This window comes from Massilia sp. BKSP1R2A-1 (genome assembly GCF_050586525.1).
Taxonomy (GTDB): Bacteria; Pseudomonadota; Gammaproteobacteria; order Burkholderiales; family Burkholderiaceae_D; genus Telluria.
The window spans coordinates 152,310-165,863 of the sequence record NZ_JBOBRE010000011.1 but is presented as its reverse complement, the minus strand read 5'-3'; the positions used below and the strand labels follow the sequence as shown (position 1 = coordinate 165,863).

The following is a 13,554-nucleotide window of genomic DNA, read 5'->3' as shown; positions in this document are numbered from 1 at the left end:
GCGGAAAAGCGGCCTGTAACGAAAGTTATATTGGAAAGTCCAATCACCCAATCGTGGCGCTCCAGCAGGGGCAAGACGGCGGGACCAAGACTGACCGCAGGCCCACGGTTTCCGTGGGATTTTCTACGGCTTAAGTTGGGAAAGAAAATACTATGATTCAAACCGAAAGCCGGCTCGAAGTAGCCGACAACACCGGTGCCAAGGAAGTTCTGTGCATCAAGGTGTTGGGCGGCTCGAAGCGCCGTTATGCGAGCATTGGCGACATCATCAAGGTCACCGTGAAGGTGGCTGCGCCGCGTGGCCGCGTCAAAAAGGGCGAAATTTACAACGCCGTGGTTGTGCGTACCGCTAAAGGTGTGCGCCGCCAGGACGGTTCCCTGGTGAAGTTCGACGGCAACGCCGCCGTTCTGCTGAACGCCAAGCTGGAGCCGATCGGCACCCGTATCTTCGGACCGGTCACGCGCGAACTGCGTACCGAGAAGTTCATGAAGATCGTGTCGCTGGCACCTGAAGTTCTGTAAGGAATCGACATGGATAAAATTCGTAAAAACGACGAAGTCATCGTTCTGGCCGGTAAGGACAAGGGCAAGCGTGGCGTCGTTCAGAAGCGTGTAGACGCTGAACACGTCATCGTCGAAGGCGTCAACGTCGCTAAGAAAGCGACCAAGCCGAACCCGATGACCGGTGTTACTGGTGGTATCGTCGACAAGACTATGCCGATTCACGTGTCGAACGTCGCGCTGTTCAATGCTGCGACCGGCAAGGCAGATCGCGTTGGCTTCAAAGACCAGGACGGCAAGAAAGTCCGCGTCTTCAAGTCGAACGGCGAAGTAGTGAAGGGGTAAGATAAATGGCCCGTCTCCAACAAATTTACAAAGACAAGATCGTCGCCGAGCTGACCGAGAAATTCGGTTACAAGTCGGTGATGGAAGTCCCGCGCCTGACCAAGATCACCCTGAACATGGGTCTGTCGGAAGCAGTTGCCGACAAGAAGATCATCGAGCACGCCACCGGCGACCTGACCAAGATCGCCGGCCAGAAGCCGGTCGTCACCAAGGCACGCAAGGCAATCGCAGGTTTCAAGATCCGCGAAGGCTACCCGATCGGTACCATGGTCACCCTGCGCGGCAACCGCATGTACGAATTCCTGGACCGCTTCATCACCGTGGCCCTGCCGCGCGTGCGTGACTTCCGCGGTGTGAACGGCAAATCGTTCGACGGTCGCGGCAACTACAACATCGGTGTCAAGGAACAGATCATCTTCCCAGAGATCGACTACGACAAGATCGATGCGCTGCGTGGCATGAACATCTCGATCACGACCACCGCTAAGACCGACGAAGAAGCCAAAGCGCTGCTCGCCGCCTTCAAATTCCCGTTCAGGAACTAAGAGCATGGCAAAACTTGCACTGATTAACCGCGAACAGAAGCGTGCAGACCTGGTGGAGAAATTCGCCGCAAAGCGTGCCGCTCTGAAAGCGATCATCAACGACCAGTCGAAGTCGGAAGAAGAGCGTTACGAAGCGCGCCTGAAACTGCAGGCACTGCCGCGCAACTCGGCCCCGACCCGCCAGCGTAACCGCTGCGCCATGACCGGCCGTCCACGTGGCACTTTCCGTAAATTCGGTCTTGCCCGCACCAAAGTCCGCGAATTCGCCATGAAAGGCGAAATCCCGGGTATGACCAAAGCCAGCTGGTAATAGGAGAATAAGCAATGAGTATGAGCGATCCTATCGCCGATATGCTGACCCGCATTCGCAACGCACAAACTGTCCAGAAGACCTCGGTCGCAATGCCGTCGTCGAAAGTCAAGGTTGCCATTGCCAACGTCCTGAAGGACGAGGGTTACATCGAAGATTTCGCCGTGTCCACCGAAGGTGGCAAGTCGGAACTGAAAATCGGTTTGAAGTATTACACCGGCCGTCCGGTCATCGAGCGCATCGAGCGCGTGTCCCGTCCTGGCCTGCGCGTCTACAAGGGCAAGGATGAAATCCCGTCGGTCATGAATGGCCTGGGCGTGGCAATCGTCTCGACCCCGCAAGGCGTGATGACCGACCGCAAGGCACGTGCTACCGGCATCGGTGGCGAAGTGCTGTGCTACGTGGCTTAAGGAGTAGACATGTCTCGAGTAGCTAAGATGCCAATCGCCGTCCCGGCAGGTACCGATGTCGCGATCAACGCGTCGTCGATCACCGTCAAGGGCCCGCTCGGCACCCTGACCCAGCCGCTGAACGGCCTGGTCAAAGTGGAAAACAACAACGGCACGCTGACTTTCGACGTGGTGGACGATTCGCGTGAATCGAACGCCATGTCGGGCACCCTGCGCGCCCTGGTCAACAACATGGTTACCGGCGTCACCAAAGGCTTCGAGAAGAAGCTGAACCTGGTGGGCGTGGGCTACAAGGCAGCTGTGCAGGGCAACGCCCTGAACCTGTCGCTGGGCTTCTCGCATCCGGTGCTGCACGCGATGCCGGAAGGCGTCACGGCAACCACCCCGACCCCGACCGAAATCGTGATCAAGGGTATCGATCGCCAGAAAGTCGGCCAAACGGCTGCCGAAGTGCGCGCTTACCGCTCGCCTGAGCCTTACAAGGGCAAGGGTGTCCGTTATTCGGACGAAGTGGTGAAGCTTAAAGAAACCAAGAAGAAATAATCGGAGCTGACATGGACAAGAAACAATCGCGTCTGCGTCGCGGACGTCAAACCCGCATCAAGATCGCCCAGCTGGGCGTGAACCGTCTGTCGGTTCATCGCACCAACCTGCACATCTATGCGAACCTGATCAGCCCGGACGCAAAGGTGCTGGTGTCGGCTTCGACGCTGGAAGCAGAAGTCCGCGCTGAACTGGCCGGCAAGACTGGTGCAGGCGGCAACGCTGCAGCAGCTGCCCTGGTCGGCAAGCGCGTCGCTGAAAAAGCACTGAAAGCAGGAATCACCGAGGTCGCTTTCGACCGCTCGGGTTTCCGTTACCACGGCCGTGTGAAGGCGCTGGCGGAAGCCGCGCGTGAAGCCGGTCTGAAGTTCTAAGGAAGAATCGTCATGGCAAAAATGCAAGCGAAAATGCAAAGCGACAAGCCGGATGATGGCATGCGCGAAAAAATGATCGCGATCAACCGCGTGACCAAAGTGGTCAAGGGTGGTCGTATCATGGGTTTTGCAGCGCTGACCGTGGTCGGTGACGGCGATGGCCGCATCGGCATGGGCAAGGGCAAGTCGAAGGAAGTTCCTGTCGGCGTGCAGAAAGCGATGGAAGAAGCCCGCCGCAACCTGATCAAGGTGCCCCTCAAGAACGGTACGCTGCACCACACCGTCACCGGTCGTCACGGCGCCTCGCGCGTCATGATGATGCCTGCCAAGCCAGGTACCGGCGTGATCGCTGGTGGCGCAATGCGCGCTATCTTCGAGGTGATGGGCGTGACCGACGTGGTCGCCAAGTCGACCGGTTCGTCGAACCCGTACAACCTGGTTCGCGCGACCCTCGACGGTCTGTCGAAAATGAGCACTGCTTCCGACGTCGCTGCCAAGCGCGGCAAGTCGGTTGAAGACATCCTGGGTTAAGGGGAACAAACATGGCAAACACTGTCAAAGTCAAGCTCGTCAAGGGCCTGATCGGTACCCGTCAGGATCACCGTGCTACCGTCCGCGGCCTGGGTCTGCGTCGTGTCAACTCGGTCTCCGAGCTGCAGGACACCCCGTCCGTGCGTGGCATGATCAACAAAGTCGCGTACCTCGTTAAAGTTGTTTCGTAAGCCGCGGCTTACGTACGGAGAAATCAATGGAACTCAATACCATTCAACCAGCTGACGGCGCCAAGCACGCGAAGCGTCGCGTTGGCCGCGGTATCGGCTCGGGCCTGGGCAAGACTGCCGGCCGCGGTCACAAGGGTCAGAAATCGCGTTCGGGCGGCTTCCACAAAGTCGGCTTCGAAGGCGGTCAGATGCCTCTGCAGCGCCGTCTGCCGAAGCGTGGCTTCAAGTCGCTGAACGCATCGTTCAAGGCTGAAGTGCGTCTGTCGGACCTGAACAACCTGGCCGTCGGCGAAGTCGACATCCTGGTGCTCAAGCAAGCAGGCATCCTGCCGGTGGTGGCACGCGACGTGCGCGTCATCCTGTCGGGCGAGATCACCAAAGCGGTGACCCTCAAGGGCCTGAAGGCAACTGCCGGCGCGAAAGCGGCGATCGAAGCAGCTGGCGGTTCGGTCGCTTAATTGCGGCCCTGCCTGATCGGAGCAAAAATTGGCGACTAATTCACAACTTGGTAAAAGCGCCGCTTCCGGCTTCCCCTGGGGTCGGCTGTGGTTTTTGCTTGGCGCATTGGTCGTGTACCGCATCGGTGCTCACATCCCGGTTCCCGGGATTGACCCGGTGCAGCTGGCAGCGCTGTTCAAGCAGAACGAAGGCGGCATCCTGGGCATGTTCAACATGTTCTCGGGTGGCGCCCTGTCCCGCTTTACCGTGTTCGCCCTCGGCATCATGCCTTACATTTCGGCTTCGATCATCATGCAGCTTGCATCGATCGTCTCGCCGCAACTCGAGGCGCTGAAGAAAGAGGGCGAAGCCGGCCGCCGCAAGATCACCCAGTACACCCGTTACTTCACGGTTGCACTGGCTCTGTTCCAGGCGTTCGGCATCGCGGTCGCGCTCGAAGCGCAGCCTGGCCTCGTGCTCGATCCGGGCATGGGCTTCCGCTTCGTCACGGTGGTCACCCTGCTGACCGGCACCATGTTCCTCATGTGGCTGGGCGAGCAGATCACCGAGCGTGGTCTTGGCAACGGTATTTCGATCATCATTTTTGCCGGTATCGCAGCAGGTCTGCCGTCGGCCCTGGGTGGCCTGTTCACCCTGGTTTCGAACGGTTCGATCAGCAGCATTGCAGCGATCATCATCGTGCTCCTGGTAGCAGGGGTCACGTATGCCGTCGTGTTCGTGGAACGCGGACAGCGCAAGATCCTGGTCAATTACGCAAAACGTCAGGTCGGCAACAAGATCTACGGTGGCCAAACCAGCCACCTGCCCTTGAAGCTGAACATGGCCGGCGTGATCCCGCCGATCTTCGCCTCGTCGATCATCCTGTTCCCGGCGACCATCGTGGACTGGTTCACGCGTGGCAAGGATTCCTCGAGCCCCTTCATCGGGTTCCTCAAGGATCTGGCCGCGTCGCTGGCGAACGGTGAACCGCTTCACGCGGTGCTGTATGCGGTGGCGATTGTATTCTTCTGCTTCTTCTACACGGCGCTGGTATTCAACAGCAAGGAAACGGCGGACAACTTGAAGAAGAGCGGCGCATTTGTCCCAGGCATCCGCCCGGGCGAGCAGACTGCGCGCTACATCGACAAGATCCTGATGCGCCTGACCCTGGCCGGTGCAGTCTATATCACCCTGGTGTGCCTGGTGCCGGAGTTCCTGACCTCGCAGTGGAAAGTTCCTTTCTACTTCGGTGGCACGTCGCTCCTCATCGTAGTCGTGGTGACGATGGACTTCATGGCACAAGTGCAGAACTACGTCATGTCGCAGCAATATGAATCGCTGCTGCGCAAGGCGAATTTCAAGGGCGGAATTCCGTCGCGTTAAGCGAGGAAGGCATAGACCGAATGGCAAAAGACGACGTCATCCAAATGCAGGGGGAGATTCTGGAGAATCTCCCGAACGCAACGTTCCGTGTGAAGCTGGAAAACGGGCACGTGGTTCTCGGACATATCTCGGGTAAAATGCGCATGAATTACATCCGCATTCTCCCGGGTGACAAGGTAACGGTGGAACTGACCCCGTACGACCTGTCCCGGGCCCGCATTGTGTTCCGCACCAAGTAAAAATCATTAAAGTAAACGAACCGAAGAGAGTGCAAAATGAAAGTTAACGCTTCAGTCAAGCGGATCTGCCGCAACTGCAAGATCATCAAGCGCAAGGGCGTGGTCCGTGTGATCTGCGTCGAGCCGCGTCACAAGCAGCGTCAAGGTTAAGAGGAATAACGAATGGCACGTATTGCAGGGGTTAACATCCCAAATCATCAGCACACTGTTATCGGCCTGACGGCGATCTACGGTATTGGCCGTCCGCGTTCGCAGAAGATCTGCGACGCAACCGGTATCGCGACCAACAAAAAGGTCAAGGACCTGGACGATAACGAACTCGAGAAGCTGCGTGACGAAGTCGCGAAGTTTGTCGTGGAAGGCGACCTGCGCCGCGAACTGTCCATGAACATCAAGCGTCTGATGGACCTGGGCTGCTACCGCGGCATGCGTCACCGTAAGGGCCTGCCAGTGCGCGGTCAGCGTACCCGTACCAATGCACGTACCCGCAAGGGCCCGCGCAAGGCCGCTCAATCGCTCAAGAAATAATCTAGGAACCGACCATGGCCAAGCAACAGAGCAGCGCAGCAGCAGCCCGCGTGCGCAAGAAAGTCAAGAAGAACGTTGCCGAGGGTATCGCCCACGTGCACGCGTCCTTCAACAACACCATCATCACGATCACCGATCGCCAGGGCAATGCCCTGTCGTGGGCAACCTCCGGCGGCGCCGGCTTCAAGGGTTCGCGCAAATCGACCCCGTTCGCAGCGCAGGTTGCTGCCGAAGCCGCAGGCAAGGTCGCTCAGGAATCGGGCGTGAAGAACCTGGAAGTGCGTATCAAGGGCCCAGGCCCGGGCCGTGAATCGGCTGTGCGCGCACTGAACAACCTGGGCATCAAGATCACCGAGATCCAGGACGTCACCCCGGTTCCGCACAACGGCTGCCGTCCGCCGAAGCGTCGTCGTATCTAATACGGCATCGCTGAATCGGCAGTAGGGGAGGGTGAAAACCCTCCCCTGCGTCGCGAAAAGCCAACGACGGGGCCTTGCGCCCCGTTGTGTTTTACGAGATTGGCCGGCGCAGTAGCCCCAAAATGGGTTATACTGCCCGGCTCTTGTCGTCTGCCGTTTTCACGGCGGGCGTTTTTTCAAGCCACGTCCGCTCTCAAGTAGAAGTGGACTAGCGCCTGCCGCATCGCTCGCGATGCCTCCGGGGCGTGATTAATTATTTTAAGGATTCAACGTGGCACGTTATATCGGACCAAAAGCAAAACTGTCGCGCCGTGAAGGCACTGACCTGTTCCTGAAGAGCGCACGCCGCTCGCTCGATTCGAAGTGCAAACTGGACATCAAGCCAGGCCAGCACGGCGTCAAGTCGGGTGCCCGCACCTCGGACTACGGCAACCAGCTGCGTGAAAAGCAGAAGGTCAAGCGCATGTACGGCGTTCTCGAGCGCCAGTTCCGCCGCTACTTCGCCGAAGCATCGCGCAAGAAGGGCAACACCGGCGAAACCCTGCTGAAGCTGCTGGAAGCCCGCCTCGACAACGTCGCCTACCGCATGGGCTTCGGTTCGACCCGCGCTGAAGCACGCCAGCTGGTGAGCCACAAGGCCTTCACCGTCAACGGCAACGTCGTGAACATCGCTTCCTACCAGGTCAAGACCGGCGACGTCATCGCTGTCCGCGAAAAGGCCAAGAAGCAAGTGCGTATCGCTGAAGCGCTGTCGCTGGCTGAACAAGTCGGCTTCCCGAGCTGGGTGTCGGTCGATGCCAAGAAGTTCGAAGGCACCTTCCGTTCCTTCCCGGAGCGTAACGAGATCGCTGCCGACGTCAACGAAGCACTGATCGTCGAACTGTACTCGCGTTAATTGACTTTTCGGGCGACGCAAGTCGTTCAAAAAGTCACCCCGGCGCAGGCCGGAACAATGCCAGTGGCAATGTTCCGGCCTGCGCCGGAACGACGGGAGTGGTGGTGCGGGCGCAGCAACCTTGGGTTGGCACCGCAACGAAGCAGATTCCCACTACTCCCGTCGCTTCCGAATTCGTATCACCGCCTGCTCCCCCAGCAGGCGCTTTTATTAATGCCATCAGCCTTATCGGTGTAACGAGCCGAGGGTATTGAAAAGGACATTTCATGCAAAACAGTCTGTTGAAACCACGTATCATCGATGTCGAAGCACTGGGCGCCGGCCACGCAAAAGTCGTGATGGAACCCTTCGAGCGTGGTTATGGCCACACCCTGGGCAACGCGCTGCGCCGCGTGCTGCTGTCGTCGATGATCGGCTACGCGCCGACCGAAGTGACGATCGCCGGTGTCGTGCACGAGTACTCGTCGCTGGACGGCGTGCAGGAAGACGTCGTCGACCTGCTGCTGAACCTGAAGGGCGTGGTCTTCAAGGTCCACAACCGCGACTCCGTCACCCTGACCCTGAAGAAGGAAGGCGAAGGCGCCGTGCTGGCTTCGGACATCGACCTGCCGCATGACGTGGAACTGATCAACCCGGATCACGTGATCGCTCACCTGACCGCCGGCGGCAAGCTGGACATGCAGATCAAGGTCGAGAAGGGCCGCGGCTACGTTCCCGGTAACGTGCGTCGCCTGTCGGAAGACACCAACAAGACCATCGGCCGCATCATCCTGGACGCTTCGTTCTCGCCGGTGCGCCGCGTGTCGTACGCCGTGGAATCGGCCCGTGTCGAACAGCGTACCGACCTGGACAAACTGATCATCAACATCGAGACCAACGGCGTCATCACTCCGGAAGAAGCGATCCGCCAGTCGGCACGCGTGCTGGTCGACCAGCTGAACGTGTTCGCCGCCCTGGAAGGCACCGAAGCCGCCGCCGAAGCACCGTCGCGCGCTCCGCTGGTCGATCCGATCCTGCTGCGTCCGGTCGACGACCTCGAACTGACCGTCCGCTCGGCAAACTGCCTGAAGGCCGAAAACATCTACTACATCGGCGACCTGATCCAGCGTTCGGAAAACGAACTGCTGAAGACGCCGAACCTGGGCCGCAAGTCGCTGAACGAAATCAAGGAAGTCCTGGCTTCCCGCGGCCTGACCCTGGGCATGAAGCTGGAAAACTGGCCGCCTGCTGGCCTGGAGAAGTAATTGCAGTACCTGCCCGGGCAATGTCTGTCCGGGCAGTCTTTAACCACTAAAACCGGTCCGCGGACATGCGCAAGCATGAACGATCGAAGAACTGGAATGTAAACACTCGAAAGGAAGTACCATGCGTCACCGTCACGGCCTCCGTAAGCTGAACCGTACCTCGTCCCACCGCCTGGCAATGCTGCGCAACATGACCGTCTCGCTGCTGCGTCATGAAGCCATCAAGACCACCGTGCCGAAAGCCAAGGAACTGCGTCGCGTCATCGAACCGATCCTGACCCTGGGCAAGACCGACACCCTGGCCAACAAGCGCCTGGCATTCGCTCGCCTGCGCGATCGCGAAATGGTGCAGAAGCTGTTCGCCGAACTCGGCCCGCGTTACGCCAACCGTAACGGCGGCTACCTGCGCATCCTGAAAATGGGTTTCCGCGTGGGCGACAATGCGCCGATGGCCTACGTCGAACTGCTGGACCGTCCGGAAGTCACCTCGGCTGAAGAAGCACCGACCGCCGAGTAATCGCTCTTTCGCGACGAAAAAAACCAGGCCCCGCGCCTGGTTTTTTTTTCGCCCGTCTGGCGGGATGCCGAGCAGGGCGGCGGCGCCCGGTGTACCATGCCGGTGCGCTGCAACAACTCATCCGACACCATGTTCCTTTCGTTTCAACGCTTCTCGACCTGCCTGCTGCTGGCCTGCCTGCTGCTGGGCTTTGCTCCCCAGGCACGCGCCGCCGACGACTTCCTCGACCCCGCCATCGCCTTCCGCTTCGAAGCCCGCATGGCCGATCCCCAGACCGTCGAGGTGCGCTACCAGATCGCCGACGGCTACTACATGTACCGCGAGCGCTTCGCCTTCCGCGCGGCGGGCGCGAAGCTGGGCACGGCCGAGATCCCGCCCGGCAAGGTGAAGTACGACGAAACCTTCCAGAAGGATGTCGAGACCCACAAGGGCGAGCTGGTGATCCGTATTCCCGTCGAGGGCAGCGGCCCGTTCACGTTCACTGCCAGCAGCCAGGGTTGCGCCGACGCCGGCCTGTGCTATCCGCCGCAGGAACACAGCGCCCGGCTGAGCGCCGGCGGCGGCGCCCAAGCCGCGCCCGCGCTGCCGATCGGCGCCAATGCCCCGCAAATGTCGACCGGCCCGCTGTCCTCGCAGCCGGCCATGGACACGGCGCCGGCACCAAGCTCCGCAGCGCCGGTGCAGGCCGGGCCGGTTCCCGCAGCAGCGCCTGCCGCTGCCGCCGCCCCCTCCGAAATGTCGCGCATCGACGCGGTACTGCAGGGCGGCCGAATGCTCACCATCATTCCCGCTTTCGTCCTGCTCGGGCTGGGCCTGGCCTTCACGCCCTGCGTGCTGCCGATGGTGCCGATCCTGTCCTCGATCATCGTCGGCGAAGGCAAGGTGAGCCGCGGGCGCGGCTTCCTGCTGTCGCTCACGTATTCGCTCGGCATGGCGATCGTCTACACCCTGCTCGGCGTCGCCGCCGGGCTGGCCGGGGAGGGCCTGGCGGCCGCCCTGCAGAACCCCTGGGTGCTGGGCGCCTTCGCCCTGCTGATCGTGGCGATGGCGATGTCGATGTTCGGTTTCTACGAGCTGCAGCTGCCCTCGGGCCTGCAGAGCCGGCTGGCGAATGCTTCCGGCCGCCAGTCCGGCGGCAAGCTCGTCGGCGTGTTCGCAATGGGCGCCATCTCGGCCCTGATCGTCGGCCCCTGCGTGGCCGCGCCCCTGGCCGGCGCCCTGGTCTACATCAGCCAGACCCGCGACGTGCTGGTCGGCGGCGCGGCCCTGTTCGCGATGGCGGCCGGCATGAGTATCCCGCTGCTGCTGGTCGGCCTGTCGGCCGGCTCGCTGCTGCCGCGCGCGGGCGCCTGGATGGAATCGGTCAAGCGCCTGTTCGGCGTGCTGATGCTGGCGATGGCCCTGTGGCTGGTGTCGCCGGTGCTGCCGGCAATGGTCCAGATGCTGGGCTGGGCGGCTTTGTTACTGGGCTATGGCTTCTACCTGCTGCGCAAGCACAAGCACTGGGTGGCGATGGCGGCGGGCGCCGCGTTCGCCCTGCTGGGCGGTATCCAGCTGGTCGGCGCCGCGACCGGCGGGCGCGACGCCCTGGCGCCGCTGGCCCACCTGACGGGCAACACCCACGAGGGCCTCGCCTTCAAGCGTATCAAGACTGTGGACGACCTCGACCGCGAGCTGGCCAACACCGGCGGCAAGACCGTGATGCTGGACTTCTACGCCGACTGGTGCGTGTCCTGCAAGGAGATGGAGAAGCTGACCTTCGTCGATCCAAGGGTGCAGGAGAAACTGGCGAACACGATCCTGCTGCAGGTGGACGTGACCGCCAACGATGCCGCCGACAAGGCCATGCTCAAGCGCTTCAGGCTGTTCGGACCGCCGGGCATCATCCTGTTCGGCGCAGACGGCGTGGAGATCCCGGACAGCCGCGTCATCGGCTACCAGAACCCGGACACATTCCTGGCCTCCCTCGCCAGGCTGCCGTGAGCCAGAACCCGGGCCTGCTGCGGCGTTTGCTGCGGGCGAAAGACCGCATGGACGCCGCGCCCCACGAGGAATGGCCGATCCGGCGCCTGGCCGAGGCCAGCGCCGTATCGGAAGCCCACTTCGCGCGCGAATTCAAGAAGGCCTTCGGCCTGCCCCCGCACCGCTACCTGCTCACGCGCCGCATCGAACGCGCCGCCAGCCTGCTGCGGGAAACGGATCTGCCCATCCTGGACGTGCTGCTCGAGACCGGATGGAACAGCCCGGGCACCTTCGGGCGGGTGTTCCGCGACATCACCGGCGAAAGCCCCGGACAGCTTCGCGCGCGCGAAAAAGCGCTGCCGCCACCGATGGCCACCATACCCGAGTGCGTCATGCGCAGCATCAGCCGCCCGGACCTCAAGACCGCAGTTTCGGAGAAGCGCCGCCTGCGTGCCGATGGCAGACTGGAGCCTCTTTCTGAGGAGGAGGTCGATGATGCAAGGAGTAAGCACGGTCGGACTGTATGTCCGTGACCAGGACGAGGCGCTGGAATTCTATGTGGGCAAGCTCGGTTTCGACGTGCACACGGACGTGCGCAACGGGGATTATCGCTGGCTGACGGTGACCCATCCGGACCAGCCGCAGCTGCAGCTCGGACTGCTCAGGCCCGGGCCGCCGGTACACGACGCCGCCACCGCGCGCGCCCTGGAGGAGATCGTGGCCAAGGGCGCGATGCCGCCACTGGTCATGCGGGTCGACGATTGCCGCGCCGCGCATGCACGGCTTGCCGATCGCGGGGTCGAATTCTCGCAGGCGCCGGTGGAGCGCTACGGCAACGTGGACGCGGGCTTCCGCGACCCTTCCGGTAATGGCTGGAAGATGATCCAGACCGCAAGGGAGGGGCGATGAACTGGACCAATCCGATGCGCCAGGGCCACCGCTGGCTGTCGATCGTCTTCACCGCTACCGTCGTGCTGAACTTCGCGGTACGCGCCATCGCGCCGGGCGAGCCGTCCCCGTGGATTACCTATGCGCCATTGCCCCCGCTATTCCTGCAGCTGTTGTCGGGCCTCTACCTGTTCGCGCTGCCCTACCTGGGAAAACGGCGAGGCCCGTCTCACGCCTGAGGCTCCGGAGCGCCGGGGCCATCATGATGTTCCATAACCCCAACAGATTTCATGCGGTTGGGGTGCATTCCCATTAAATAACGTCTATTTCCTTGCTGAAACATTTGGCGTTTCCTAGAATTGGCTTCCTTCCCGCAGCAGCTGGAAGACCCGATAGCCAGTCCTGAAAGAACGCATGAAGCACCAGGTAGCAACATTATTCCTCTGCGCCGCCACGGTGGCTGCACAGGCGCAGCAGCAAGAGCCGCAAGAACAAGTCTCCACCCAGGCTAGCCCGGCCGAAACGGCCGCGCATCCGCCGGAGGGTGTGACGACCGAACAGCACCCGCTGAAGCTGGCCTTCATCGCCCGCGCCGGTGCGACCCCGGCACAGTTCCGGCCCAGCCGCAACATGCCGGAGATCGTTCACGAAGACCTGATCCGCGGGGCCACCGAACCTGGCAAAGCGCCTGGCAAGGCGTCCCAGCTGATCGGCTATATGCCCAAGCTCAAGGTTCTTCCCTGCGAGAAGGGATGCGAAGGCAAGGACTACGAGCGGGCCGTCGCGGAGTTCATCAAGGGATACCGCGGCGACGCCAGGCATTTCCAGGAGCGCGGCGAGATGATCGTCCAGGTCCGCTGGTTCCATGTCCGTCCCTTCTACATGCGCTCGCTTCCGTATAGCGCCGATGTGTTCGGCGTTTCCTTCATCCTGGAAGGCAAGCTGGTCTCGCTCGGCCGCGATTCCGGCGCCGGCATCTCGGTGAAGGCGCATCAGCTCGCGCATGAGATCGGTGGACGCCTGGCCGTCGAGCTGGCCTTTACCCTCGGCATGGGCGTACAGCCGAGCTACGTCGCGCCGCGCACCCGGCTGGAAGGCAGCTTCGCCGGCAAGGTGCTGGCAACCACGCAGGCCATCGACGGCGTCCTCGGCGTCGACGACGTTCGTCCACGCATCGAGCCGGCCACCCAGGCCCACGCCGCGCTGCTGCCTGCCATCGACGGCATTCATCCCGGCGAAATCGCGCCGATTACCGAAACCGCCTACATCAAATCGCTGATGTTCTGAGCCAG

General features: G+C 61.5%; 23 protein-coding genes. All 23 read left to right on the top strand.

Features of this window, described 5'->3' with window-relative positions:
* The first annotated feature begins 152 nt into the window (after positions 1-152).
* The 23 genes from rplN (at position 153) to ACQ7JA_RS17600 (ending at position 13,549) form a co-directional block, all read left to right on the top strand.
* The gene (gene rplN, locus ACQ7JA_RS17710) at positions 153-521 is read left to right on the top strand and encodes a 50S ribosomal protein L14 (protein ID WP_005663451.1); all 369 of its coding nucleotides are present in this window, start codon (positions 153-155) and stop codon (positions 519-521) included.
* A 9-nt stretch (positions 522-530) separates the two neighbouring features.
* Entirely contained in the window at positions 531-845 is a 315-nt protein-coding gene (rplX, locus tag ACQ7JA_RS17705; RefSeq protein WP_027867252.1) for a 50S ribosomal protein L24, read from the top strand.
* A 5-nt stretch (positions 846-850) separates the two neighbouring features.
* A complete protein-coding gene (gene rplE / locus ACQ7JA_RS17700; protein WP_430900084.1) occupies positions 851-1,390 on the top strand; it encodes a 50S ribosomal protein L5 in 540 nt (179 codons plus the stop codon).
* Between the two features lie 4 nt (positions 1,391-1,394).
* A complete protein-coding gene (gene rpsN, locus ACQ7JA_RS17695) occupies positions 1,395-1,700 on the top strand; it encodes a 30S ribosomal protein S14 (RefSeq protein ID WP_159698324.1) in 306 nt (101 codons plus the stop codon).
* Positions 1,701-1,714: 14 nt separating this feature from the next.
* Positions 1,715-2,110, top strand: coding sequence for a 30S ribosomal protein S8 (gene rpsH, locus ACQ7JA_RS17690; protein ID WP_430900082.1), 396 nt, complete (start codon positions 1,715-1,717; stop codon positions 2,108-2,110).
* 9 nt (positions 2,111-2,119) lie between these two features.
* A complete protein-coding gene (gene rplF, locus ACQ7JA_RS17685) occupies positions 2,120-2,653 on the top strand; it encodes a 50S ribosomal protein L6 (RefSeq protein WP_430900080.1) in 534 nt (177 codons plus the stop codon).
* 11 nt (positions 2,654-2,664) lie between these two features.
* Positions 2,665-3,027, top strand: a complete 363-nt coding sequence (rplR, locus tag ACQ7JA_RS17680) for a 50S ribosomal protein L18 (RefSeq protein WP_005663438.1) — start codon at positions 2,665-2,667, stop codon at positions 3,025-3,027.
* A 12-nt stretch (positions 3,028-3,039) separates the two neighbouring features.
* Positions 3,040-3,558, top strand: a complete 519-nt coding sequence (rpsE, locus tag ACQ7JA_RS17675; RefSeq protein WP_430900078.1) for a 30S ribosomal protein S5 — start codon at positions 3,040-3,042, stop codon at positions 3,556-3,558.
* A gap of 11 nt (positions 3,559-3,569) precedes the next feature.
* Positions 3,570-3,749 (top strand): 50S ribosomal protein L30, encoded by a 180-nt coding sequence (gene rpmD / locus ACQ7JA_RS17670; protein WP_036246278.1) that lies wholly within the window; start codon positions 3,570-3,572, stop codon positions 3,747-3,749.
* A gap of 26 nt (positions 3,750-3,775) precedes the next feature.
* A complete protein-coding gene (rplO, locus tag ACQ7JA_RS17665; RefSeq protein ID WP_430900076.1) occupies positions 3,776-4,207 on the top strand; it encodes a 50S ribosomal protein L15 in 432 nt (143 codons plus the stop codon).
* 28 nt (positions 4,208-4,235) lie between these two features.
* Complete coding sequence (gene secY / locus ACQ7JA_RS17660) at positions 4,236-5,570, top strand: preprotein translocase subunit SecY (protein ID WP_258826429.1); 1,335 nt, start codon at positions 4,236-4,238, stop codon at positions 5,568-5,570.
* 20 nt (positions 5,571-5,590) lie between these two features.
* Positions 5,591-5,809 carry a translation initiation factor IF-1 gene (gene infA, locus ACQ7JA_RS17655; RefSeq protein ID WP_005663428.1) on the top strand — a complete coding sequence of 73 codons (219 nt, stop codon included), beginning with the start codon at positions 5,591-5,593 and terminating at the stop codon, positions 5,807-5,809.
* Positions 5,810-5,845: 36 nt separating this feature from the next.
* On the top strand, positions 5,846-5,959 hold the full coding sequence (rpmJ, locus tag ACQ7JA_RS17650; protein WP_005663407.1) for a 50S ribosomal protein L36: 114 nt from the start codon (positions 5,846-5,848) through the stop codon (positions 5,957-5,959).
* 12 nt (positions 5,960-5,971) lie between these two features.
* Positions 5,972-6,337, top strand: a complete 366-nt coding sequence (rpsM, locus tag ACQ7JA_RS17645; RefSeq protein WP_036208931.1) for a 30S ribosomal protein S13 — start codon at positions 5,972-5,974, stop codon at positions 6,335-6,337.
* 14 nt (positions 6,338-6,351) lie between these two features.
* The gene (gene rpsK / locus ACQ7JA_RS17640; RefSeq protein ID WP_005663404.1) at positions 6,352-6,756 is read left to right on the top strand and encodes a 30S ribosomal protein S11; all 405 of its coding nucleotides are present in this window, start codon (positions 6,352-6,354) and stop codon (positions 6,754-6,756) included.
* Positions 6,757-7,027: 271 nt separating this feature from the next.
* A complete protein-coding gene (gene rpsD, locus ACQ7JA_RS17635; RefSeq protein WP_159698306.1) occupies positions 7,028-7,651 on the top strand; it encodes a 30S ribosomal protein S4 in 624 nt (207 codons plus the stop codon).
* A 266-nt stretch (positions 7,652-7,917) separates the two neighbouring features.
* Complete coding sequence (locus ACQ7JA_RS17630; protein WP_026354946.1) at positions 7,918-8,895, top strand: DNA-directed RNA polymerase subunit alpha; 978 nt, start codon at positions 7,918-7,920, stop codon at positions 8,893-8,895.
* A 121-nt stretch (positions 8,896-9,016) separates the two neighbouring features.
* A complete protein-coding gene (rplQ, locus tag ACQ7JA_RS17625; protein WP_005663400.1) occupies positions 9,017-9,412 on the top strand; it encodes a 50S ribosomal protein L17 in 396 nt (131 codons plus the stop codon).
* A gap of 129 nt (positions 9,413-9,541) precedes the next feature.
* On the top strand, positions 9,542-11,395 hold the full coding sequence (dsbD, locus tag ACQ7JA_RS17620) for a protein-disulfide reductase DsbD (protein ID WP_430900071.1): 1,854 nt from the start codon (positions 9,542-9,544) through the stop codon (positions 11,393-11,395).
* Positions 11,392-11,907, top strand: coding sequence for a helix-turn-helix domain-containing protein (locus tag ACQ7JA_RS17615; protein ID WP_430900069.1), 516 nt, complete (start codon positions 11,392-11,394; stop codon positions 11,905-11,907). The genes dsbD and ACQ7JA_RS17615 overlap by 4 nt, the downstream gene beginning before the upstream one ends.
* Positions 11,867-12,283, top strand: a complete 417-nt coding sequence (locus ACQ7JA_RS17610) for a VOC family protein (protein WP_430900067.1) — start codon at positions 11,867-11,869, stop codon at positions 12,281-12,283. Before ACQ7JA_RS17615 ends, ACQ7JA_RS17610 begins: the two co-directional genes overlap by 41 nt.
* Complete coding sequence (locus ACQ7JA_RS17605) at positions 12,280-12,501, top strand: hypothetical protein (RefSeq protein WP_430900065.1); 222 nt, start codon at positions 12,280-12,282, stop codon at positions 12,499-12,501. Before ACQ7JA_RS17610 ends, ACQ7JA_RS17605 begins: the two co-directional genes overlap by 4 nt.
* A 175-nt stretch (positions 12,502-12,676) precedes the next feature.
* Positions 12,677-13,549, top strand: coding sequence for a hypothetical protein (locus ACQ7JA_RS17600; RefSeq protein ID WP_430900063.1), 873 nt, complete (start codon positions 12,677-12,679; stop codon positions 13,547-13,549).
* Positions 13,550-13,554 lie beyond the last annotated feature (5 nt).